Annotated in this window: 18 protein-coding genes; 7 read left to right on the forward strand and 11 right to left on the reverse strand. The window is 43.0% G+C overall.

Translation table 11 applies throughout. From position 1 onward, the window contains the following. Positions 1-21 precede the first annotated feature (21 nt). Positions 22-1551 carry a histidine ammonia-lyase gene (hutH, locus tag ABD128_RS10640; protein ID WP_343990063.1) on the forward strand — a complete coding sequence of 510 codons (1530 nt, stop codon included), beginning with the start codon at positions 22-24 and terminating at the stop codon, positions 1549-1551. A 76-nt stretch (positions 1552-1627) separates the two neighbouring features. On the opposite strand, the gene ABD128_RS10645 is transcribed toward hutH, so the two are convergent. Together ABD128_RS10645 and ABD128_RS10650 are read right to left on the reverse strand one after the other, a co-directional pair. Next, the gene (locus ABD128_RS10645; RefSeq protein ID WP_343990065.1) at positions 1628-1963 is read right to left on the reverse strand and encodes a hypothetical protein; all 336 of its coding nucleotides are present in this window, start codon (positions 1961-1963) and stop codon (positions 1628-1630) included. A gap of 67 nt (positions 1964-2030) precedes the next feature. Next, positions 2031-2612 carry a YceI family protein gene (locus ABD128_RS10650; protein WP_343990068.1) on the reverse strand — a complete coding sequence of 194 codons (582 nt, stop codon included), beginning with the start codon at positions 2610-2612 and terminating at the stop codon, positions 2031-2033. Positions 2613-2774: 162 nt separating this feature from the next. Between ABD128_RS10650 and ABD128_RS10655 the strand changes: the two genes are divergently transcribed. Continuing rightward, the gene (locus ABD128_RS10655) at positions 2775-4226 is read left to right on the forward strand and encodes a DUF4139 domain-containing protein (RefSeq protein WP_343990071.1); all 1452 of its coding nucleotides are present in this window, start codon (positions 2775-2777) and stop codon (positions 4224-4226) included. 79 nt (positions 4227-4305) lie between these two features. Here the strand turns inward: ABD128_RS10655 and sucD are convergent, their stop codons facing one another. From sucD to sdhC, 8 genes are all read right to left on the reverse strand, one after another. After that, positions 4306-5178 (reverse strand): succinate--CoA ligase subunit alpha, encoded by an 873-nt coding sequence (sucD, locus tag ABD128_RS10660; protein ID WP_343990074.1) that lies wholly within the window; start codon positions 5176-5178, stop codon positions 4306-4308. Continuing rightward, positions 5178-6344, reverse strand: coding sequence for an ADP-forming succinate--CoA ligase subunit beta (gene sucC, locus ABD128_RS10665; RefSeq protein WP_110201513.1), 1167 nt, complete (start codon positions 6342-6344; stop codon positions 5178-5180). Before sucC ends, sucD begins: the two co-directional genes overlap by 1 nt. A gap of 77 nt (positions 6345-6421) precedes the next feature. Continuing rightward, complete coding sequence (odhB, locus tag ABD128_RS10670) at positions 6422-7654, reverse strand: 2-oxoglutarate dehydrogenase complex dihydrolipoyllysine-residue succinyltransferase (protein ID WP_343990078.1); 1233 nt, start codon at positions 7652-7654, stop codon at positions 6422-6424. 49 nt (positions 7655-7703) lie between these two features. Further along, positions 7704-10520 (reverse strand): 2-oxoglutarate dehydrogenase E1 component, encoded by a 2817-nt coding sequence (locus ABD128_RS10675; RefSeq protein ID WP_343990081.1) that lies wholly within the window; start codon positions 10518-10520, stop codon positions 7704-7706. 185 nt (positions 10521-10705) lie between these two features. Further along, a complete protein-coding gene (locus ABD128_RS10680) occupies positions 10706-11404 on the reverse strand; it encodes a succinate dehydrogenase iron-sulfur subunit (RefSeq protein ID WP_265090372.1) in 699 nt (232 codons plus the stop codon). 31 nt (positions 11405-11435) lie between these two features. Continuing rightward, positions 11436-13202, reverse strand: coding sequence for a succinate dehydrogenase flavoprotein subunit (gene sdhA / locus ABD128_RS10685; protein ID WP_343990083.1), 1767 nt, complete (start codon positions 13200-13202; stop codon positions 11436-11438). A gap of 3 nt (positions 13203-13205) precedes the next feature. Beyond that, positions 13206-13553 (reverse strand): succinate dehydrogenase, hydrophobic membrane anchor protein, encoded by a 348-nt coding sequence (gene sdhD, locus ABD128_RS10690; RefSeq protein WP_343990086.1) that lies wholly within the window; start codon positions 13551-13553, stop codon positions 13206-13208. After that, the gene (gene sdhC, locus ABD128_RS10695; RefSeq protein ID WP_343990089.1) at positions 13547-13921 is read right to left on the reverse strand and encodes a succinate dehydrogenase, cytochrome b556 subunit; all 375 of its coding nucleotides are present in this window, start codon (positions 13919-13921) and stop codon (positions 13547-13549) included. The genes sdhD and sdhC overlap by 7 nt, the downstream gene beginning before the upstream one ends. Positions 13922-14265: 344 nt before the next feature. Between sdhC and gltA the strand changes: the two genes are divergently transcribed. The 4 genes from gltA to ABD128_RS10715 all read left to right on the forward strand — a co-directional run bounded on the left by gltA (position 14266) and on the right by ABD128_RS10715 (position 21660). After that, positions 14266-15561, forward strand: a complete 1296-nt coding sequence (gltA, locus tag ABD128_RS10700; protein WP_343990092.1) for a citrate synthase — start codon at positions 14266-14268, stop codon at positions 15559-15561. 261 nt (positions 15562-15822) lie between these two features. Then, the gene (locus ABD128_RS10705; RefSeq protein ID WP_343990095.1) at positions 15823-16908 is read left to right on the forward strand and encodes a tryptophan 2,3-dioxygenase family protein; all 1086 of its coding nucleotides are present in this window, start codon (positions 15823-15825) and stop codon (positions 16906-16908) included. Positions 16909-17198: 290 nt separating this feature from the next. Then, positions 17199-19613, forward strand: coding sequence for a sugar-transfer associated ATP-grasp domain-containing protein (locus ABD128_RS10710; RefSeq protein WP_343990098.1), 2415 nt, complete (start codon positions 17199-17201; stop codon positions 19611-19613). Then, entirely contained in the window at positions 19594-21660 is a 2067-nt protein-coding gene (locus tag ABD128_RS10715) for a tetratricopeptide repeat protein (RefSeq protein WP_343990101.1), read from the forward strand. Before ABD128_RS10710 ends, ABD128_RS10715 begins: the two co-directional genes overlap by 20 nt. A gap of 34 nt (positions 21661-21694) precedes the next feature. Here the strand turns inward: ABD128_RS10715 and ABD128_RS10720 are convergent, their stop codons facing one another. Next, complete coding sequence (locus ABD128_RS10720) at positions 21695-22204, reverse strand: GAF domain-containing protein (protein ID WP_343990104.1); 510 nt, start codon at positions 22202-22204, stop codon at positions 21695-21697. A gap of 203 nt (positions 22205-22407) precedes the next feature. Here ABD128_RS10720 and ABD128_RS10725 point away from each other — a divergent pair, with 203 nt between their 5' ends. Beyond that, a complete protein-coding gene (locus tag ABD128_RS10725; protein ID WP_110201501.1) occupies positions 22408-22605 on the forward strand; it encodes a DUF1289 domain-containing protein in 198 nt (65 codons plus the stop codon). The last annotated feature ends 57 nt before the right edge of the window (positions 22606-22662 follow it).

Here is a 22662-nt window from a genome sequence, read left to right on the forward strand (position 1 = left end):
GTATTATTTAAGGTTATATTTATGACAATGTACACATTAACTCCCGGCGAGCTAACACTAGCGGATTGCCGTGATATCTACACAAAGCCTTGTCAGATTGAGCTAAACGCTGACTTTTATCCAGTTATCGAACGCTCAGCGCAAACGGTTGCCGATGTGGTCGAAAACAACCAAACCGTTTACGGTATTAATACTGGGTTTGGACTTTTAGCATCAACACGTATTCCGCGTGAAAAACTCGAATTACTGCAAGAAAGCTTGGTGCTTTCTCATGCAGCAGGTATTGGCGATTTATTACCGGATAATGTGGTTCGACTTTTGATGGTGTTAAAGCTTTCAAGTCTGTCTCAAGGCCATTCAGGCGTGCGCCGTGAGACTGTAGACGCACTGATTAAGCTCGTTAATCACGAAGTCTACCCGTGTATCCCTGAAAAAGGCTCTGTTGGCGCCTCGGGCGATTTAGCGCCACTGGCACACATGAGCTGTACGCTTATTGGCGTTGGTGAAGTTCGCCACAATGGTAAAATCATGAGCGCAGTAGAAGGCTTAAAAATTGCAGGACTTGAGCCATTAACTCTAGCCGCCAAAGAAGGATTAGCATTATTAAACGGTACCCAATGCTCAACGGCCTTGGCTTTAGCAGGACTATTTGGCGCCGAAAATAACTTTTCAGCGGCAATCGTAGCCGGCGCTTTAACGACCGACGCCGTACTTGGCTCGACGGCGCCTTTCGATGCACGTATTCATCAAGTGAGAGGACACGACGGGCAGAAAAAAGTCGCTTTGGCGTTGCTTAACTTAATTAAAGACAGCGAACTTAACGCCTCACACCTAGACTGTGACAAGGTTCAGGATCCTTATTCGCTTCGTTGCCAACCACAAGTTATGGGAGCTGCTTTAGATCATATGCGTTTTGCAGCATCTGTATTATTAACAGAGGCGAATGCGGTATCTGACAACCCTCTAGTATTCCCTGAGGATGGCGACATTATTTCAGGTGGTAACTTCCACGCCGAGCCAGTGGCTATGTCTGCTGACTTATTGGCAATCGTAATTTCTGAAGTTGGTGCCATTGTAGAACGTCGTATCGCACTCATGTTAGACAAGCACCTTAGTGGCCTTCCAGCATTCTTGGTTGAAGACAGCGGCGTAAACTCAGGCTTTATGATTGCGCAAGTTACCGCAGCCGCCCTAGCCTCTGAAAATAAAACCTTGGCACATCCGGCATCCGTCGATAGCTTACCAACATCAGCCAACCAAGAAGACCATGTGTCGATGGCAACCTTCGCCGCGCGTCGACTGCGCGACATGAACTTCAACACCGCAGGCGTTATTGCTGTTGAATTATTAAGTGCAGCACAAGGTCTAGACTTCAGAGCTCCGCTTAAAACCTCCGAAACACTACAAAAAGCTTACGACGCTATTCGCGAAAAAGTTCCATACTATGACAAAGACAGACACTTCGGGCCTGACATCGAAGTCATTCGTGAACTAATCGACAGCGGCGTCTTTAATCAATTTGCAAAAGAGTTAGAGTTACCTAGCTTGTAATCAAAACTTAAAGCCACAAAAAAAGCACCCTAAGGGTGCTTTTTTATAACGTTAATATTTTAGTGCTATTACAGAATTACATCCCTAAAGATAGCTCAGCTATACGACGGCGCGCTTTGCGTAATTGTGACGTGAACTCTTCATTCTTTAGTAAGTGTTGGTAATTGTCCGACTGGTATAAATGATTCACCAATTTCTTTTGGCGTTGGTATTCTTCAGGAAGGTAATCGACACCGACTTTACACCAAGCCATACCTTTTAAGCGTAATTGCTCAGGGTGGCCTTCGCCTTGTACAAATTTGCATATCGAAACGATTCTATCAGCCATGTGATCATCAATATCAAGAACCTCTGCTTTCGCTACTGATGATGCAGCTAATAACAATACTCCAACTAGGAACGGTTTAAACATTTTCATCACTCTTTTGCTATATGGTTTATACCAATAACTGTTAAGCCGTCCCTTTTAAAACTTTTCCTTATTCTTTTTGCTTTTTAACAGTTATATCAAACTCAACTTCAACTTCGTGTTTAACCCAGTCTGGATTTTTCCAAGCACCAAGTCCTAAGTCAAAATCGAGTCTGTTGATTGTAAAATTGCCTGACAGTTTCAACAAGTCGACTAGTTCACGGATTTGCAATTTGAAGCTGTAAGGCTTTGTTATCCCTTTAATTTCCAACTCACCTTGGATCTGATAAACATCTTCTGATATAGCTTTAATAGACTCTGACTTAAAGTAACTTCTAGGAGTGTTATCAATATCGAACCAGTTTCCTTTTTTGAGCTTTGTGTCACGTTTTGAGCTGCCACTCTCGGCAGAACCAAGCTCGATCATGACGTTGATATAGCTTGCGTCTAAATCTTCCGCATTAAAGTCTGCAGAAACTTCAAATTCTTTAAAGTGGCCAGTGAATTCAGTCTTTCTATTTTGAACCCCGCTAAACTCAATCTTGCTGTCTTGCAACACTACCTGGTCGTAAAGCTTTGAATGTGTTACAGCTGTGAACATTGAAGTCGAAAATAAGAAAAGTGTGAAAACCACTAGTTTTAGTTTGTACATGTTTAAACCTTTTAAAAATTTTGAAGAATCTAACCCTTTTAGGTTACTCTGACGTTTATAGTGGTCAAAGCACTAAAACACAAGGAATCTTTCATGCAAATTAAACATAACTCATATAGCCTTTTGGCAATATTAATTACTGCAACGTTAGGAGTGCCTTCTATGAGCGTAGCAAAACCTGCCACCGATAAAGATGCAATCACCATTTATAGCAGTGCTCAACCAGGCTCTATCTCACCCAATAGCTACCGCCCTATTCCAGGCCAGCATCACCGCAACTACAATGTTCCTGGATACGCTGTGGTTAAAAGCACTCAAACTCATAATATTAAGAAGGGCTTGAACCGCCTTGAAGTGAATGATGTTGCGGCGCTGCTTGATCCAACGACGGTATCGTTTCGTTCAATTACCGATCCAAAAGCTCATGTGCTTGAGCAAAACTATCAATTTGATTTAGTCAGTCAACAAAAACTACTAGAACGCTATCTTGGGAAAGTCATTACTGTTGAGCAGGTACAAGGTAACGATATCAATAAAATTGAGGGTGAGTTAATTAGTGCTACTGGTGGTCTAGTACTTAAAGACAATCGTGGAAATATTCATAGCATTAATAATTACAGTAATATCAAATTCCCACAATTACCGGGCGGTTTACGCACAAAACCAACCTTAGTTTGGGACTTGAACGCTAACAAACCCGGTAAGCATGACATCGAGTTAAGTTATCAGACTGAAGGCATGACTTGGTGGTCTGATTATAATGTAGTTTATAGCGAGGAAGACAACTGTAAACTCGATCTTTCAGCGTGGGTCAGTATTATCAATCAGTCCGGTGCCAGTTTTGAAGATGCTAAACTTAAATTAGTGGCTGGTGATGTCAATCGAGCTCAGAGTCAAAACCCGCTCAGACCTGAGGTGATGTATGCCAAATCTGAGTCTTTAGCCGACTCATCTGGCTTTCAAGAAAAAGCATTCTTCGAATACCACCTGTATACTCTAGGGCGCCCTGCTACGCTCCCGGATAATTCAACCAAACAACTTGAGCTGTTTCCATCAGTAACTGATATTAATTGTAGTAAAGAGCTTGTATTCGATGCATCAAGCCAATTTGGTTATGGCGGACTAAACACGAACCAAAGCTATGGTCGAAACTCACAAAGCGACGTAAACGTCTATTTACGCTTCAATAACAATGATAAAAATAATATGGGCATGCCGCTTCCTGCCGGGCGTATTCGCGTCAATCAAAAGGACTCTGACGGTAGTTTAGAGTTTATTGGTGAAGATATTATTGATCATACGCCTAAAGACGAAGACGTCCTGATCAAAATGGGCAATGCTTTTGATATTAAAGGCGAGCGAACTCAGACCGACTATCGCGTCAATACCAAAGCTCGCACTATGAGCGAAAGTTTTGAAATCACGCTGCGCAACCATAAACCTGAAGATGCCAAGGTCGTGATTAGAGAAACTCTATATCGCTGGTCTCAGTGGGAGATTGGCCGCAAATCGCATGACTTTACTAAACAAGATTCTCGTCATATTCATTTTGACGTCGAAGTTCCTGCGAATGGAGAGGTAACAGTGAGCTACACTGTTAATTATTCATGGTAATTTCATAGACTGGATTAATTATCAGGCATAAAAAAAGCCGTGAGTTGATACCCACGGCTTTTTAAGCTTAAGCTGTAAATTACCAGCCAGTCACTTCTTTCATAGCTGCACCAATGTCAGCTAAAGAGCGAACGGTTTTAACACCGGCATCTTCAAGAGCAGCAAACTTCTCAGCAGCTGTTCCCTTACCACCAGCGATGATAGCGCCCGCGTGGCCCATACGCTTGCCTGGAGGTGCTGTAACACCGGCAATGTATGATACTACTGGTTTAGTAACGTGCTTTTTGATGTAAGCAGCAGCTTCTTCTTCAGCTGAACCACCAATCTCACCAATCATAACGATTGCTTCAGTCGCAGGATCTTTTTCGAACAATTCTAAAATGTCGATGAAGCTAGAGCCTGGAATTGGGTCGCCACCGATACCAACACACGTTGACTGACCAAAGCCGTAATCAGTTGTTTGCTTAACCGCTTCGTACGTTAACGTACCTGAGCGCGAAACAATACCAACTTTACCTGGCTTATGGATGTGACCTGGCATAATACCAATCTTGCTTTCACCTGGAGTGATAACTCCTGGGCAGTTAGGGCCTATTAAACGTACGCCTAAACGGTCACATACGATTTTAGCTTCTAACATATCAAGAGTTGGAATACCTTCAGTAATACAGATAACTAGCTCGATACCAGCGTTTGCTGCTTCAAGGATAGAATCTTTACAGAAAGGAGCTGGAACATAGATAACCGACGCTTCTGCACCAGTTTTTTCTACAGCTTCAGCTACTGTGTTGAATACTGGTAAACCTAGGTGCGTTTGACCGCCTTTACCAGGAGTTACACCGCCAACCATGTTTGTGCCGTATTCGATCGCTTGCTCAGTGTGGAAAGTACCTTGTGAGCCAGTGATACCCTGACAAATAACTTTAGTGTCTTTAGTTAATAAAATACTCATTATTTGCCCTCCGCTGCAGCAACAACTTTTTTGGCTGCGTCAGTTAAGCTTTCTGCCGCGATAATATTCAAACCAGACTCGGCAAGAACTTTTGTACCTAACTCAGCGTTGTTACCTTCTAGGCGAACAACAACAGGGTCTTCGATACCAACTTCTTTAACCGCACCGATAATACCTTCAGCAATAAGGTCACAACGGACGATACCACCGAAAATGTTAACCAATACTGCTTTCACGTTGTCGTCTGAAAGGATAATTTTAAATGCTTCAGAAACACGCTCTTTAGTCGCACCACCACCTACGTCTAGGAAGTTCGCTGGCTCACCACCGTGTAACTTAATGATGTCCATTGTTCCCATCGCAAGACCAGCACCGTTAACCATACAACCGATGTTGCCATCTAACGCTACATAGTTAAGCTCGAACTTAGCAGCATGCGCTTCACGCTCGTCTTCTTGCGAAGGATCGTGCATTTCTGACAATTGGTTATGACGGTATAAAGCGTTACCATCAATGTTGATTTTTGCGTCTAAGCAATGTAGGTCGCCATCTTCTTTGATCACTAGTGGGTTAATCTCAAGAAGAGCTAGGTCTTTTTCTACGAACATTTTAGCTAGCTGGATGAAGATATGAGTAAATTGCTTTACTTGCTTACCTTCTAGACCTAATTTAAACGCTAACTCACGACCTTGGTATGGCTGAGGGCCTACTAATGGATCGATAGTTGCTTTAAGAATCTTCTCTGGAGTTTCCTCAGCAACAGTTTCGATTTCAACACCACCTTCAGTCGACGCCATGAAAACAACGCGACGTGTAGCACGGTCGATTACTGCGCCTAAATAAAGCTCCTGAGCGATATCTGTGCAAGACTCAACTAAGATTTTGCTAACAGGCTGACCATTAGCATCAGTTTGATAAGTTACTAAGTTTTTGCCTAACCATTGCTTAGCAAACTCTTTAACTTCTTCTTTAGTTTTAACAAGCTTTACACCACCTGCTTTACCACGGCCACCAGCGTGAACTTGAGCTTTTACAACCCACATGTCACCACCGATTTGACCAGCAGCTTCAAAAGCTGACTGAGGGTTATCGACTGCATAACCTTCAGATACTGGTAAACCGTATTCACGGAATAATTGTTTACCTTGATACTCGTGTAGGTTCATTTGATGTTCCTAATTTCACTTTAATAAAAAAACAAAATGCCGAACATTAAGTTCGGCATAAACTTGATAATACTTAATTAGACATCCAATAAGATGCGCGCTGGATCTTCAATAAACTCTTTGATTGTTTTCAAGAAGCCTACTGATTCACGGCCATCAATGATTCGGTGGTCGTACGATAACGCAACGTTCATCATAGGACGAATAACGATTTCGCCGTCAATGACAACTGGACGGTCTTCCATGCGATTCATACCTAGAATACCACTTTGTGGTGGGTTGATAATTGGCGTTGCCATTAACGAACCAAAAACTCCACCGTTAGAGATAGTAAAGGTACCGCCTGTCATCTCTTCGACAGTCAATTTGTTATCGCGAGCTTTTTGACCGAACTCGCGAATTTTAGCTTCAATGTCAGCAAGGCTCATTGTATCTGCATCACGCAATACTGGAACAACCAGGCCGCGTGGTGAAGAAACCGCCACACCGATATCGTAATAACCGTGATAAACAATATCATCACCGTCGATAGAAGCATTTACTGCTGGGAAGCGCTTTAACGCTTCTACAGTAGCCTTAACAAAGAACGACATGAAACCTAGGCGTGTGCCATGAATTTTCTCGAACTGCTCTTTGTAACGCGCACGCAACTCAACAACTTCTTTCATGTTGATGTCGTTGAAGGTCGTAAGTAGCGCTGCATTGTGCTGTGCTTCTACCAAGCGAGTAGCAATCATTTTACGCAAGCGAGTCATAGGAACACGCTTTTCTTCACGTAAACCAGCAGATACTGGAGCATCTGTTGACGACTTTGCAGCTGGAGCTGATTTCTTACCGCCGTCTTTAATAAACTTCTCAACGTCTTCCTTAGTTAAACGACCGCTTTTGCCTGTCGCAGGAATATCGCTAGGGTTTAAATTGTGCTCTGCCACTAAACGACGAACAGCTGGTGATAAAACGTCGCTATCTTTCGAAGATTCAGTTGAATTATCACCTGCCTTCTCGTCAGATTTAGGCGCTTCTTTTTTCTCATCAGAAGAGTCATCACTTGATGCTGAAGCGCCGCCGCCGGCACCAGCTTCAAACTTGGCGATCGCTTCTTCTTGTAGAACCGTATCACCCTCATCTTTTAAGATTTCAGAAATAGCACCATCTTCAGGCGCAACAACTTCCAAAACTACTTTATCAGTCTCAATATCGACCAAGTTCTGATCACGAGATACCGCTTCACCCGGCTTAACGTGCCAAGTAGCAATCGTTGCATCCGCTACTGATTCAGGCAATACAGGAACTTTAATTTCGATAGCCATGTTATAACCTTATACCTTTATTAAATTTTAAAACTGTTATGGAAGCGTTTTAGTCTAAACCTAACGCATCATTAATTAATTTCGCTTGCTGTTCGTTATGGATACTCGCATAACCAACGGCAGGAGCTGCTGAAGCTGCACGACCCGCAAAGATCACTGGCTCATTTGAAGGCACCGCTTCGTCTAAATTATGTCGACTGCAATACCAAGCGCCCTGATTCTTCGGCTCTTCTTGACACCATACAAATGTTTTAGCATTTTTGTATGATTTAAGAATTTTTTGTACTTCTTCATGCGGGAACGGATAAAGCTGTTCAATACGAACAATCGCAACATGGTCCAGCTTTTCATCACGACGCTTTTTCAATAAGTCATAATAAACTTTACCGGAGCACATAACCACCCGCTCTACTTTCTTTTTATCCAACTGATCAATTTCATCAATCGCATTTAAGAACTGACCATTGGTTAGGTCTTCGACAGTTGAAACTGCATCACGATGACGAAGTAAGCTCTTAGGTGTCATAACAATCAATGGCTTACGAAGCTCACGAACCATTTGACGACGAATCATGTGGAAAGCCTGCGCCGGTGTCGATGGCACCACTACCTGCATGTTCTGCTCAGCTGACAACTGTAAGAAACGCTCTAATCGTGCTGAACTATGTTCAGGACCCTGACCTTCATAACCATGTGGCAAGAACAATGTTAAGCCGGACAAACGCCCCCACTTCTGTTCGCCTGAGCTGATAAACTGGTCGATAACAACCTGAGCACCATTGGCAAAGTCACCAAACTGGCCTTCCCAAATTACCATAGAGTTTGGCTCGTTAGTCGAATAACCGTACTCGAATGCCATTACCGCTTCTTCAGACAACACAGAGTCAATTACCGTAAACAACGGCTGATCTTCTTTGATGTTCTGTAGCGGGATATAGACTTCTGCGTCGTCTTGGTCGTGCAATACAGCATGACGGTGGAAGAATGTTCCACGACCACTGTCTTGACCACAAAGACGAACTTCAAAACCTTCATCAAGTAAAGTGGCATAAGCCAAAGTCTCTGCGAAACCCCAGTCCATTTTAACTTCGCCCTTAGCCATCTCTTTACGAGTAGCCATTAGCTTTTTCACTTGGCGCTGTAACGGTAATTTTTCTGGGTAGTCGCTTATACGCTCGGCCAATCTATCGAAAGTTTCTTTTGATATAGCCGTATCAGCAGGTGACTTCCAAGACTGCCCAACAAAAGGACTCCAATCAACGCTAAATTCATTTTTATAGGTCGGAATTCGGTTTAAAACCACCGAATCACCTTTGTCTAACAAATCGCGATAATCATCAATAAATTTCTTGGCTTTTTCTTTCGAAATGCTGCCTTCTGAAATTAACTGATCTTCATAAACCTTACGCGTGGTTGGGTGTTTTTTAATTTTTTGGTACATAACTGGCTGAGTCGCATTTGGCTCATCAGCTTCGTTATGACCATGACGGCGGTAACACACTAAGTCAATTACCACGTCTTTCTTAAACTTGTTACGGAACTCAAGAGCTAAACGAGTCACGTATAAAACGGCTTCAGGATCGTCACCATTAACATGGAAAACTGGTGCTTCGACCATCTTCGCAACGTCCGTACAATAGGCTGTTGAACGTGTATCGAATATCTTTGAGGTTGTAAAGCCTACTTGGTTGTTGATGACCAAGTGAACAGAACCACCAACGTAGAAGCCACGAGCCTGTGACATGTTAAAGAGTTCCATCACGACGCCCTGCCCTGTAAACGCTGAGTCACCGTGGATTAACACAGGAACAACTTGCTCACAGTTTGTATCATTACGACGCTCTTGTCGCGCTCGAACAGAACCTAAAACAACAGGACTGACAATCTCAAGGTGCGACGGGTTGAAGGCTAAGGCCAAGTGAACTGGACCACCTTCAGTTTCAACATCACTTGAATAACCCATGTGATATTTAACATCACCAGAATTGCCTTCTTCAACAACTGCGTTCTTACCCGCAAATTCATCGAACAGGACTTCTGGTCGTTTACCCATCACGTTGACAAGCATGTTTAAACGACCACGGTGCGCCATACCGATGACGATTTCTTTAGTACCTTGCGTTCCCGCCTGGTTAATAAAGTCACGCATCATCGGGATTAAACTGTCACCACCTTCTAGCGAGAAACGTTTCGCGCCTGGGAATTTAGAGCCCAAGTATTTCTCAAGACCTTCCGCCGCAGTCAAACCTTCAAGAATTTTCTCTTTAGTTTCATCACGGAACTTGTGTGAAGAGGATGCCGATTCAAGCTTCTCTTGAATCCAGCGACGCTCTTCAAGGTCGTTAATATGTAGGAATTCAGCGCCAATTGAACCGCAATAAGTCGATTCTAAACGTTCAACAATTTCCTTTAAGGACTGTTGCTCTGGTCCGGCTAAATTACCTACATGGAATTTTTTATTCGGGTCAACATCACCTAAGTCGTATGCTTCAAGACTTAAATCTGTTGGATAAGGGTGTTTCCACAAACCAAGTGGATCAATTTTTGCGTGGTGATGACCACGAGCTCGATAAGATTCAATTAGATGGAGAACTTTGACCTGCTTAGGATCTGCAGCTGCATCGCCACCTTGACTGAAAGCCAACTTCTGACGATTTAATCCGATTTGACGAAAATGTTCACGAATAGCACCATGTGGAACTTCAGCCTTTTCGTTTACCTTTTCATACTCATCGAATTTTGCACGCCATTCGGCATCGACTGATTGAGGATCTTCAAGATATTGTTCGTAAAGTTCTTCTAAATAGGCGGCGCTACCTCCGGAAAGGTAGGCACTAGCAAACATTGCCTCTAAGCCGTTTTTCATTTTAATTTAACACCACTTCTCGGTATTTGTATCGCTATGATAACCAAAAATCGCAACTCTTAACACAGTTAAGCCCCGATTTTACGAAGCCTAACTGTTAGAGCTGCGATTTACTCGTTGTTCAATTTGCTACTAATACAGCAACCTTATCAACGTTTTGGTTAATCACTATTAGATATTGCTAATTATACACCACTTTTCAGCAACATAGAACGGATATGACCAATTGCTTTTGTTGGGTTTAGACCTTTCGGACAAACATCCACGCAATTCATGATACCGCGACAGCGGAATACGCTGTAAGCATCATCTAAATCAGCCAAACGCTCTTCTGTATGCGTGTCACGGCTATCCACTAAGAAGCGGTAAGCCTGCAGCAATCCTGATGGGCCTACAAACTTATCAGGGTTCCACCAGAACGATGGACAAGCAGTTGAACAGCAAGCACATAAGATACACTCGTATAAGCCATCAAGCTTCTCACGGTCTTCTGGAGACTGTAAGCGCTCTTTAGCTGGAGTTTCAGTGTCTGCAATCAAGTATGGCTTGATTTTCTCATACTGCTTATAGAACTGAGCCATATCAACCACTAGGTCTCGAATCACTGGTAAGCCTGGTAATGGACGAATAACTACTGGTGACTTCAAGCTTGAAACCGCAGTAATACACGCTAAACCGTTTTTACCATTGATGTTAAGGCCGTCAGATCCACAAACACCTTCACGACACGAGCGTCTAAACGACAAAGTAGGATCTTGTTCTTTCAAATCTACTAATACGTCTAGCAACATTTTGTCAGAACCTTCAGCAATATCGATATCGAACTCTTGCATGTAAGGTTTTTTGTCCGTTTCAGGGTTATAACGGTAAATTTTAAATTTCATAATTATACTCTTTATGCTTTGCCGTTACGGATTAATAAGTACGAGCTTTCGGCGGGAAAGCATCAACTTTTTCAGGGTGCATATTAACGTCACGAGTACCCATTTCTTCAGTTTCCGGATAGAAAACTGAGTGTACTAACCAGTTCTCATCATCACGGTCTGGGAAATCTTCACGACTGTGTGCACCACGACTTTCTGTACGGAAGTCCGCAGCCATTGCTGTAGCGTAAGCAACTTCCATCAAGTTCTCAAGCTCAAGACACTCAACGCGCTCTGTGTTGAAGCCTTTCGACTTATCTTTTAACACAGCGTTTTTCATGCGCTCACGAAGCTTCTTAACTTTCTCAAGACCTTCTTTCATCAAGTCGCCAGTACGGAATACGCCGAAGTGGTTCTGCATCGTCTGCTGAAGTTCTTTACGCAACTCAGCAACATTCTCACCTTCACTCGACTCTTCCCAACGCTTATAACGCGCCATAGAACGCTCAGCGTCTGAATCATTGAACTCAGAGAACGGAAGCTCACCTTCGCGTAACGACTCTTCTAGGTGTAAGCCTGCTGCACGGCCGAATACAACCAAATCAAGCAACGAGTTACCACCAAGACGGTTTGCACCATGTACCGATACACAAGCAACTTCACCGACTGCGTAGAAACCTTTAACAATACGTTCCTCGCCATTCGGATCACGGTCAATAACTTGACCAAATTTGTTCGTTGGAATACCGCCCATCATATAGTGACAGGTTGGAACCACTGGGATTGGATCTTTAGCAGGATCGACATGAGCAAAGATTTTAGAAAGCTCACTAATACCCGGTAAGCGCTTATTCAGAACTTCCTCACCTAAGTGATCAAGTTTCAAGAATACGTGGTCACCCTCTTCACCAGCACCACGGCCAGCAAGAATTTCCTTCATCATCGAGCGAGCAACAACGTCACGCGATGCTAAGTCTTTGGCGTTTGGCGCATAACGCTCCATAAAGCGCTCGCCATCTTTATTGATAAGATAACCACCTTCACCACGACAACCTTCAGTAACCAAAACACCAGCGCCAGCAATACCCGTTGGGTGGAACTGCCACATTTCAATGTCTTGTACCGGTAAACCAGCACGTAACGCCATACCAACACCGTCACCAGTGTTAATCAATGCGTTAGTAGTCGATGCGTAGATACGACCCGAGCCGCCTGTTGCGAATACTGTTGCACGCGACTTAAACAAGGCAACTTCGCCAGTCTCAATCGACATTGCCGTAACACCGCAAACATCACCTTCTTCGTTACGAACGATGTCCATCGCATACCATTCATTGAAGAATTCAGTCTGCGCAGCTAGGTTCGCTTGATATAAGGTGTGTAGAAGCGCGTGGCCTGTACGGTCTGCCGCTGCAGCAGTACGCGCAGCTTGTTCGCCACCGAACTCTTTAGACTGGCCACCGAAAGGACGTTGATAAATTTTACCGTTATCCAGACGTGAGAACGGCAAGCCCATGTGCTCCAGCTCATAAACAGCTGCTGGACCATTTTCACACATGTACTCAATCGCATCTTGGTCACCGATATAGTCCGAACCTTTTACGGTATCGAACATGTGCCAGCGCCAATCGTCTGGGTGAGAGTTACCGAGCGCTACTGTAATACCGCCTTGGGCAGATACTGTGTGCGAACGGGTTGGGAATACTTTCGAGATTAATGCCACCTTTTGGCCGCTTTTAGCAAGTTGTAGCGAGGCACGCATACCAGCGCCACCGCCCCCTACAATTACGGCATCAAAAGTGTACGTAGGTATAGACATGCTTTATAAGCTCCACAATATCTGGATGCCCCACACAAGGAGTGAAAGACAAATCACAATAACAATCGCTTGGAAAACGATACGAATACTTAGTTTAGGCATATAGTCCGTAGAAACAATCCATAGACCAATCCAAGCGTGCATAACAACTGATAACAGAGTTAAAAACGAGAATACCTTCATGAAGGTGCTCGCGAATAATCCCTGCCATGCTGCAAACGTAACTTCTGGTGTTGTTGCAAAGAAGTAGCCCAAGTAAACTACGTAGGCCAACATGATTACCGCTGATAGGCGTTGCAACACCCAATCGTGTAGACCTGAACGGCCTAAGCTAGTGACGGTAGTTACCATACCCACACTCCTAATAATACTGCTGAGATAGCTGAAAGAATGATGACACTCCACGCGCTTACGCGGCCGCCTTTAAGCGTTTCTCCGATCCCCATATCCATTAACAAGTGACGAACACCTGCGAATACATGGTAAACAACCGAAGTTAAGATAGCCCAAAGGATGAATTGCCAAAGGAATGACTCAGTGAACATCGCATGTAGCTCGGCGTAGCCCGCACTATCAAACGACTTTTGCAGCATCCAGAGAAGGATTGGCATAGCAATGAATAGAACAACACCTGTAATACGATGCAAGATTGATGATATTGCAGGTATAGGTTGTCTTACCGTAGTAAGATCTAAGTTTTTTGGTCTCTTTTTAATCACAACGTATCTTTACAAATTATTGCCTTGGTCGAAGAAGGCATGAGTTTATGCTTTCGCCAGGATTTCTACAATAGCAATGTATGTTCGACCCAGAAATACAAATAGCCTGACGAACTCCCCAGTGATACATATTTCAGGGGGAAATTATATAAGTGCTTACCACCGATTACAATTAATTCCCTTGCCTATTTTCATTTGGTGGTTAAAACTTAAGCTTATCTACAAAAAGACATAAAATTAATTTATGAAATTTATTCAAAATTTTGTAGAATGTGTGGCCTTCTTACTCTTAAACACAGCTTTTAGATTAAAAAGTAAGCAATTTATTGTCCCGAGGAGACTATATGTCGGATAAAACAGCTAAACTTAGCCTACCAAATGGCGAAGAACTCACCCTAGACGTGCTATCACCAAGTCTAGGTAAAGACGTTGTCGCCGTTGGTGCATTAGGGAAAGCGGGTTATTTCACCTACGACCCTGGCTATGTATCTACTGGTGCTTGTGAATCAAAGATCACTTATATTGATGGCGCCAAAGGACAGCTACTTTATCGCGGTTATCCGATCGAACAGTTGGCGGATAACTCAAACTTTGAAGAAGTTGCCTATTTATTATTGAATGGGGAGCTACCAAATAAAGAGCAGTACCAGAAATTTGTAGCAAAAATTAACAACCACACCATGGTCCATGAGCAAATGATGAGCTTCTTTAACGGTTTCCGCCGTGACGCTCATCCAATGGCTATCATGGTCTCTGTCGTTGGAGCCTTGTCAGCGTTTTATCACGACTCATTGGATATTAACAATCCACAACACCGTGATATCAGTGCTCTTCGCTTGATTTCAAAAGTGCCAACAATCGCTGCTATGTGCTATCGCTATTCAGTGGGCCACCCGTTCGTTTATCCAAACAATGACATGAGCTTAGCTGAAAACTTCTTGAACATGATGTTCAGCATGCCTTCTGAGAAGAACTGGAAACCAGATCCAATCTTAGTTAAAGCTATGGATCGTATCTTCATCTTACATGCAGACCACGAGCAAAACGCTTCAACGTCTACAGTACGTTTAGCTGGCTCATCGGGCGCTAACCCATTTGCAGCTATCGCATCAGGTATCGCTTGTCTTTGGGGCCCTGCTCATGGCGGTGCAAACGAAGCCTGTTTGAACATGTTGCGTGAAATCGGTGATGTGAAAAACATTCCAGAATTTGTTGCTCGTGCTAAAGATAAAAACGATCCGTTCCGCTTAATGGGCTTTGGTCACCGTGTTTACAAAAACTTCGACCCACGCGCAAAAGTAATGCGTGAAAGTGCTCACGAAGTATTAGAGCTATTAGGTAAGCAAGACGACCCAACGTTCAAGGTGGCTCTAGAGCTAGAAAAAATGGCGCTAGAAGATCCTTACTTCGTAGAGAAAAAACTTTACCCGAATGTTGATTTCTACTCAGGCGTTATCCTAGATGCTATCGGTATCCCAACTAACATGTTCACAGTAATCTTCGCATTATCGCGTACTGTCGGCTGGGTTTCACAGTGGAATGAAATGATGGGCGAATCTAGCCGTAAAATCGGTCGACCTCGCCAGTTATACACGGGTGAGAAAGAACGTGATTATGTCGATATTAAAGAAAGAAAATAAGGCGAAAACTTTAGCTTAAAAAAGTTAAAATCTTTGCTGACATTATTTTTTTGAAATGTCTATAATCGGAAAGGAGTGGCGTAAAAGCCACTCCTTTTTTGTTTCATGGCACTAATCGTTAACGATACGTCGTCGGCCTTAGAAAATTTGATTCGTTATTTAGCAATACTAAACGCCTCTTTAAAATTTCTGTCCGCCTCGTCTCGTATTAGCTTAGCGCCCTGAATAGTGCTTTATAAACAGAATATAAGCTGGTGGACTATGCAGAAGAACGTTAAACCTTGTTATTACCCTGATTATCTACAGCTAGATAAGCTATTAGATGCACAACACCCAGAAAGCAAAAAGTATGGTGCAGAAGCACATGATGAAACATTGTTTATCATTGTGCACCAAGCTTACGAGCTCTGGTTCAAGCAGGTTTTGCACGAAATTCATGCTATTTTACCCACGCTTTCGCAAGAACACGTCGACGAAGATAAGTTAAGCACTGTAAATCTTCGCATAGAGCGTATTCACCGCATTCAGGATGTTTTGGTTGATCAGATTGATATTCTAGAAACCATGACTCCGCTAGATTTCTTAGACTTCCGCGACTACCTAATTCCAGCTTCGGGTTTCCAAAGTATTCAATTTAAAGAAATTGAAATCTTATTAGGACTAAAGTCTGAGTTCCGAATTAATTTCGATAAAAAATCTTTCTATAACCGCCTTAACGAAAAAGACCGCAACTATTTATTGAACCTTGAAGAGCAACCAAGTCTGTTTGATGCTGTCGAAAGCTGGCTCGAACGCATGCCTTTCTTGGAGTTTGGTGAATTTAAGTTCTGGGAAAAGTACAAAGAGGCGGTAGAAGCAATGCTAGCGCATGATGAGCAAGTCATCAAAGAAGCTGACTATTTAACAGATGCTGAAAAAACATTCCAGCTTAATGATTTAGCAAATACACACGCTAACTTCGACGCCTTATTCGATAAGGACAAATACCAAGAATTAAAGCAACAGGGCCGATTCCGCTTGAGCCAAGAAGCGACTTTAAGTGCCCTTTTCATCAACCTTTATCGTGAGCAACCAATGCTCAATTCGCCTTTCCGTTTGCTACAAGGCTTGATCGATATTGATGAGAAGTTTACCACTTGGCGCTATCGTCACACGACAATGGTTCACCGCATGTTAGGAACCAAAATTGGTACAGGTGGCTCATCGGGACATGATTACTTAAAGCAAACAACTCAAAATAATCGTTTCTTCAGAGATTTGTTCAATCTGACAACCTTCTTAATCCCTCGCTCGTCATTACCAGAGCTACCTCCAGAAGTTGTCAAAGCCGTCAACTTCCACCTTTAAGACACAGAAAACTCACTGGCAGAGCAATTAACAGACTGCTCTACCAGTGAACATCAGCCCTACTGCAAAATCTTCCTCTATAATTTATTGCCAAGAGTCTATTAATAGGCTTATATACAGCTTAACCTTTAAAATTTTAACTTTATTTACGCTTTTTAACTTGTGAGGCTTTTCACACCCATAAAGCACTAATGCTTTACAATTGCTACACTTTATCGGCAGTTAAGCCAAAGTTAGTTGCTTTGCTATCGGTCGTTATTATTTATTGCGCAGGAAACACCCGTAAAAATATGCTAAAGAAACTTAATAAACCGTCAGTTTGGTTTGCCCTCTTGGGATTAGCTTTGCTTACCCTACATTTATGGTTGCAACCATCCCACGTAAAACAACTCGGCGCGGAATTATTGCACCGCTATTCAATTACCATGACGTTTGATGCGGGTAACGAAGATATCGTTAATCGTACCTACTTGCCGCTAACAAACGAAAGGCAAGAAGTTATTAACGAATCTCTCCAGTCAGGAACACTAGAGTTTACCAATAACGAGTCTTTAGTCGGTCGCCAAGGTGTTTGGACAGGTTTTTCGACCACACCAATCCGCTACAGTGCAATCATCTCGTCGCGTGAGCAAAAATACGAAATCGATCCAGAACTCGATATTCCAACCGACTACCCTCCTCACCTTAAGCGCTGGCTCGAGCCAACTGATGTGATTCAGGTTAACGATCCCCGAATTCTTGAGCTTTGGATGAATATCCAACCGAAAGAACGTAAATTGTTATCTACACTAAGAGCTATTCACGATTACACTTATAACGAAATCGAAGGCGCGCCTTTTAAAGGGACCACAGATGCCATTACAACCATGGTTCTAAAGCGGGCTAGCTGTAACGGTAAAAGTCGGCTTTTCGCGGCATTAGCACGTTTAAATGGTATTCCAACGCGATTGGTGGGTGGCGTTATTCTTGAAACTTCTAAAAAGAAAACATCACACCAGTGGGTCGAAGCTTATGTTCAAGGTCACTGGGTGCCTTTTGATCCCTTAAACAATCACTTTGCCAAAATCCCTCATAATTATCTTGAGCTATACATTGATGACCAAGCGCTGTTTAGCCATACGCGCAACATTAACTTTGATTATATTTTTGATATCAAACGTGAGCATATAGCCGCTCCTTTGTTGCGCTTCGACAATGACGAAGGTACGTTCTTCAATGCGGCGTCACTGTTAGCAAAGCTAGGGATTGAGAATAAAACAGCAGGGATCTTCCTATTATTTCCGTTCGTTGCTTTCTTGATATCCTTTGCACGAAACGTCTTAGGCCTTAAAACTTTTGGTATCTTCATGCCGATGCTAGTCTCGGCAGCTTGTATTTATACCGGCTTCTGGCTGGGTTTATTCGGCTTTATTGGCGTCTTGATGACCGCATGGCTTGGACAGGTCTTTTTCGACAAACATAAACTTCTCAAGATTCCTCGTTTAGCAGCCATTATTACCCTAAACACCATTTTGTTTATCGGAATCTTTATGGTGCTCGGCGAACAAACGCCGCTACAAATGGGCATGATGACTTTGTTCCCTGTGGTCATTATTTCTTTTATTGCTGAGCGTTTGAGCAACATGTCTCAGGATAATAACTGGCGCGAGCTGATCATAACAAGCTTAGGCAGTATCGTTATGATTGCAGTGTGTTACTTAGCCTTCTCCTCGATAACCCTGCAAAGTTTCTTTGCCCTATTCCCAGAAAGTTTGTTGCTTGTAATGGCGGCACAAATCTTCATTGGGCAATGGACTGGACTACGTATTTCAGAGCTTTTCCGCTTTAAGAAAATTAACAAGCAAAACAATACCATGGGGATCAACCAGCGTAATCGCGACTACGTCTACAAGCTAAATGACCGTAAATTACTACAGCTGGCTATTGATAAAATTGAAACTAAGAAAGTCTTGTTACAACACGGCGTGCCGGTTCCTCAGACGCTAGATTCGTGCGATAGCTTCAGAAACCTTGATGAGTTCGTTGAGCACTTACGGGACTTTAATAGCTTCGTAGTTAAGCCAAATCGTGGCTCACAAGGTAACGGTATTTTAGTTATTGTCAAAAATGACGACGGTACCTTTATCACAGCCTCTGGCAAACGCTTAAGCCTAGTGGATATTCGCTATCATGTGTCTGAAATTATAACGGGTAACTTCGCACAGGACGGTCAACCAGATACAGCTTACATCGAGCCCCTACTGGTTGAGCATCACGGCATAGCTAAAATTGCCAATTTAGGCCTAAGCGATATTCGCGTCATCTTGTGTAATCAAGAAATCATTAGCTGTATGCTTCGCGTGCCGACGAAGCTGTCTGAAGGTAAAGCAAACCTTCACCAAGGCGCTATTGGCCTCAGTGTTGATATTGAAACTGGGATAACCACTAAGTGCAGCTTTAAAGGCAAAGAGCTACAAAAACACCCCGATACCGGCTTTAATATTGTCGGTGTGCAGGTTCCATTCTGGAATAAAATTAAGCAAATAGCAGAAAACTCCCAAAAAGCGATCCCACTTGGCTATATCGGTGTGGATATTTGTATTGACGAAAAGCTGGGGCCTATGGTGCTCGAAGTTAACGGCAGACCTGGCCTCGAAATTCAGAACGTACAGCACAAAGGTTTTTCTGGAGAAATGGAGACGGCACGTGACAACACCAAGATATAATAAAGGGCTGTCGGCACCTGCGTTGTGTGCGATTGCTCTAGTTTTAACAGTAATTTTGCTAATCATTGAGCACGATCAAAGAGAAGTAATCAATGACGGCACATTAATTCAAATCGATGTCGACGATAGTCCGAGTGAAAGCGTGGACTCCGGCAGTGACGATGATGAATTTGATATTCCGAAATCAGTGCCAGAGGGTCAATCTGAAGGTGAAATTACTAATAAAGTTATCAAAGATACGGTTCTCGCATTATCTGATTACGACTTCTCAAAGAAAGTATTGTGGCGTATTCATCGTCTCGAGCCTCTAAAAGGCTTTAATGAAGCGGACAAAAACGAAATTCTATTTAGGGCTGCTGTACAGCTATTTTCTAATGGTGACTACAAAAAAGCTCATACATTAATTGGTAAACTACCCCGCTCGATGCGTCACCAAGAGCGTCCAGGTTTTTACTATGCCCTAGCGCTGAGCAAGGACAACGAGATTGATCGCGCTATACGCGCCTACCAAGGACAGTTAGAGCGCTTCCCTCACCATCAAGCAAGCGCTATTAATTATGGTCTATTGCTGCATGATGCGAAGCAATATGAAAAAGCCGTAAAAGCTTTTAAATATGCAGTGAACACCACCAGTGGTCGTCGCAAGGCGAAGTCTTACCGGAACTTAGGTAAAGCCTATTTCGAACTTGGCGAGTATGACAAAGCCGCCAAACGCTTTAAAAAAGCCATTGAGTATCAGCCAACTAACAGTACCAGTTGGCTACACCTAGCCGAAGCGCAACAGAAGCTTCCAAAGTTTTCGCAGAAAGAAGTTCTCGAAACCTATCGTAAAGCATCGTCTTTAGCGCCAAACCGTTACACCCCGGCACTAAAGCGCGCCAACTACCTGTTCTCGCAGTTACTATTTGCTGAGGCGGAAGAAGGCTACAAAGAGGCACGTAAGCGCTCGAGTGGTATTGTCGACACAATCTTAATGCAAAGTATAAATTACCTCGCCGCGGGTAATCTAGATAAAGCAACAAAGACCGCAAAGTCAGCCAAGCAAGCAGATGATGATGAGAAACTACTCCTAAGCTTAATCATTGCTTTTAGTGATCAAAACTACGACAAAGCCAATGATATTGCGAAAGCTATTGATAAAGAGAAACGGTTTAGCAATAAAAATCTATACCGTTATTTACGCTTAAAGCTTGCGGTCGTTGAAAAAGATGAAAAGCATATAAAAGCTTTTGACAAGGATCTTTTTGAGGATTCAGTTATCGGTTGGCCAAGCCAGCTTGAGTATGCGCGTGGCCTCTTCCTTTTGGAACAATACGAAGAAGCCCAAAAAATTGCTGCATCGCTAGCTGAAAAGCTGCCGAACAGTGCTGAAGCGCACCTTCTCAATGGTCAGCTACAGCTGCATAGTGTGCAAGAGCTACCAGGGTTTAATAGTCTTAAACATGCATTCAATATCTACCCAGAAAGCCGTCGCGTAGCCTTTATTTACGCCAATGAAAACTTCAAATTCGAGCGCTATAAAGAAAGCATCAAAATCATTAATCAGCTGCTGAAAAATCATCCCAAAGATATTGAGGCGCTTGAGTTAAAGGCCCAGGCACATCATGCCATTGGTGAAAATGACTTGGCCAGAGCTGCTTATACCGAAGCGTTTGAGCTTGATGAAAAAAATATTCATTCAGCTTACGCCTTAGCGAAGTTAGAATCAGATTTAGGCAATAAGCAACAAAGCTTAACGGTTCTGAAAGACCTACTCGACCGCGATAGCTCCTATATCATAGCGCGAGAACTAAAGGCAAAAATTCTGTGCGAACAGCGCCTCTTTGATGAGTGCTTAGACGAAGCGGAGAAAATTCTTGGCCTCGATAAAGACAACGAAAAGGCTAAAGATCTGCTGGAGAAACATCAGGATAAACGCGAAAAAGACACGGATGAGAGGACTGATGGCTCAGACAAATCGACACCAGATAAGACTCCGGAAAAAGCAGATAAGATAGAGGATAAAAAAACATCCACTAAGAAAACCAACAAAAAAGACGACTCTTAGTCGTCTTTTTTGTCTCGAATGTGACTAGCTGTAATTACAAATCACTCTTTTCAATAAATACACGTGCCAAGGATTCGAAGCCTTGTGCATCTTCTTCGTCGAAACGATTACTCATAGGACTATCAATATCCAACACCCCTTTTACTTCGTCGTTAACCAGCAGTGGCACCACCACCTCGCTCAACGAAGCAGCATCACAAGCGATGTGTCCTTCAAAAGCATTAACATCTTCAACCAGCTGTGTTTGCTGAGTTTCTGCGGCAGTTCCGCAAACTCCACGCCCGAAAGGAATGTGCACGCAAGCCACTTTGCCCTGATAAGGGCCTAAAATTAGATACTCAGCCTTCTCTGGATTCGTCACGTAAAAACCCGCCCAGTTCAGATCTGGGATCATCTGGAAGATAAAAGCAGAGGTTTGCGCCATATTAGTCACTGCATTGCGATCTTCGCCAAGCAGTGCGCCTAACTGGAGTGCCAACTGACGATAATATTCAGGTTTATTCTTGCGATATTCCGCAACTTGATTAGGGTCGAGCTCAAACATAACGGTTTAGACGTATAAATGGATATACTGGGCACAATAGCTTACAGCCAAGAGCTTGACAAGAGTATTTTTGTTAGGGCTTATGCCTTTATCATATAACAATATATTGTGGTAATTCTCAACTTTTACCACTAGCCATGCAGTGTTACACGCGGTAACATAAGCGAGGTATAAAACCCTTCAAGTTTCAGGAGAAAGTAAGCGTGTCAATTTCAAGCAAAGGTAAACGTAGCCCAACCGCGTCCCCTTGTATCGGTACCTGTAGCACTGTGTTGGGTGACGAAGTCTGTCGCGGTTGCGGCCGAACTTTCGATGAAGTCCTAAATTGGCATAGTTTTAGTGATAATGAAAAAAAAGCCGTCAATTTTCGACTAAAAATGGAAGGTAAATTAAAGTTCTAATACAATACCTCATCTTTTTGTAAGTAATTTTACGAATTACACATAAACATCATATTT

The sequence above is a fragment of the Kangiella japonica genome (assembly GCF_039523535.1).
Classification (GTDB): Bacteria; Pseudomonadota; Gammaproteobacteria; order Enterobacterales; family Kangiellaceae; genus Kangiella; species Kangiella japonica.

What these genes read in the sequence shown, in the direction of transcription:
- hutH (WP_343990063.1), top strand. Translation starts at nt 22, where the DNA reads ATGACAATGTACACATTAACTCCCGGCGAGCTAACACTAGCGGATTGC.
- ABD128_RS10645 (WP_343990065.1), bottom strand. Translation starts at nt 1,963, where the DNA reads ATGTTTAAACCGTTCCTAGTTGGAGTATTGTTATTAGCTGCATCATCA.
- ABD128_RS10650 (WP_343990068.1), bottom strand. Translation starts at nt 2,612, where the DNA reads ATGTACAAACTAAAACTAGTGGTTTTCACACTTTTCTTATTTTCGACT.
- ABD128_RS10655 (WP_343990071.1), top strand. Translation starts at nt 2,775, where the DNA reads ATGAGCGTAGCAAAACCTGCCACCGATAAAGATGCAATCACCATTTAT.
- sucD (WP_343990074.1), bottom strand. Translation starts at nt 5,178, where the DNA reads ATGAGTATTTTATTAACTAAAGACACTAAAGTTATTTGTCAGGGTATC.
- sucC (WP_110201513.1), bottom strand. Translation starts at nt 6,344, where the DNA reads ATGAACCTACACGAGTATCAAGGTAAACAATTATTCCGTGAATACGGT.
- odhB (WP_343990078.1), bottom strand. Translation starts at nt 7,654, where the DNA reads ATGGCTATCGAAATTAAAGTTCCTGTATTGCCTGAATCAGTAGCGGAT.
- ABD128_RS10675 (WP_343990081.1), bottom strand. Translation starts at nt 10,520, where the DNA reads ATGAAAAACGGCTTAGAGGCAATGTTTGCTAGTGCCTACCTTTCCGGA.
- ABD128_RS10680 (WP_265090372.1), bottom strand. Translation starts at nt 11,404, where the DNA reads ATGAAATTTAAAATTTACCGTTATAACCCTGAAACGGACAAAAAACCT.
- sdhA (WP_343990083.1), bottom strand. Translation starts at nt 13,202, where the DNA reads ATGTCTATACCTACGTACACTTTTGATGCCGTAATTGTAGGGGGCGGT.
- sdhD (WP_343990086.1), bottom strand. Translation starts at nt 13,553, where the DNA reads ATGGTAACTACCGTCACTAGCTTAGGCCGTTCAGGTCTACACGATTGG.
- gltA (WP_343990092.1), top strand. Translation starts at nt 14,266, where the DNA reads ATGTCGGATAAAACAGCTAAACTTAGCCTACCAAATGGCGAAGAACTC.
- ABD128_RS10705 (WP_343990095.1), top strand. Translation starts at nt 15,823, where the DNA reads ATGCAGAAGAACGTTAAACCTTGTTATTACCCTGATTATCTACAGCTA.
- ABD128_RS10710 (WP_343990098.1), top strand. Translation starts at nt 17,199, where the DNA reads ATGCTAAAGAAACTTAATAAACCGTCAGTTTGGTTTGCCCTCTTGGGA.
- ABD128_RS10720 (WP_343990104.1), bottom strand. Translation starts at nt 22,204, where the DNA reads ATGTTTGAGCTCGACCCTAATCAAGTTGCGGAATATCGCAAGAATAAA.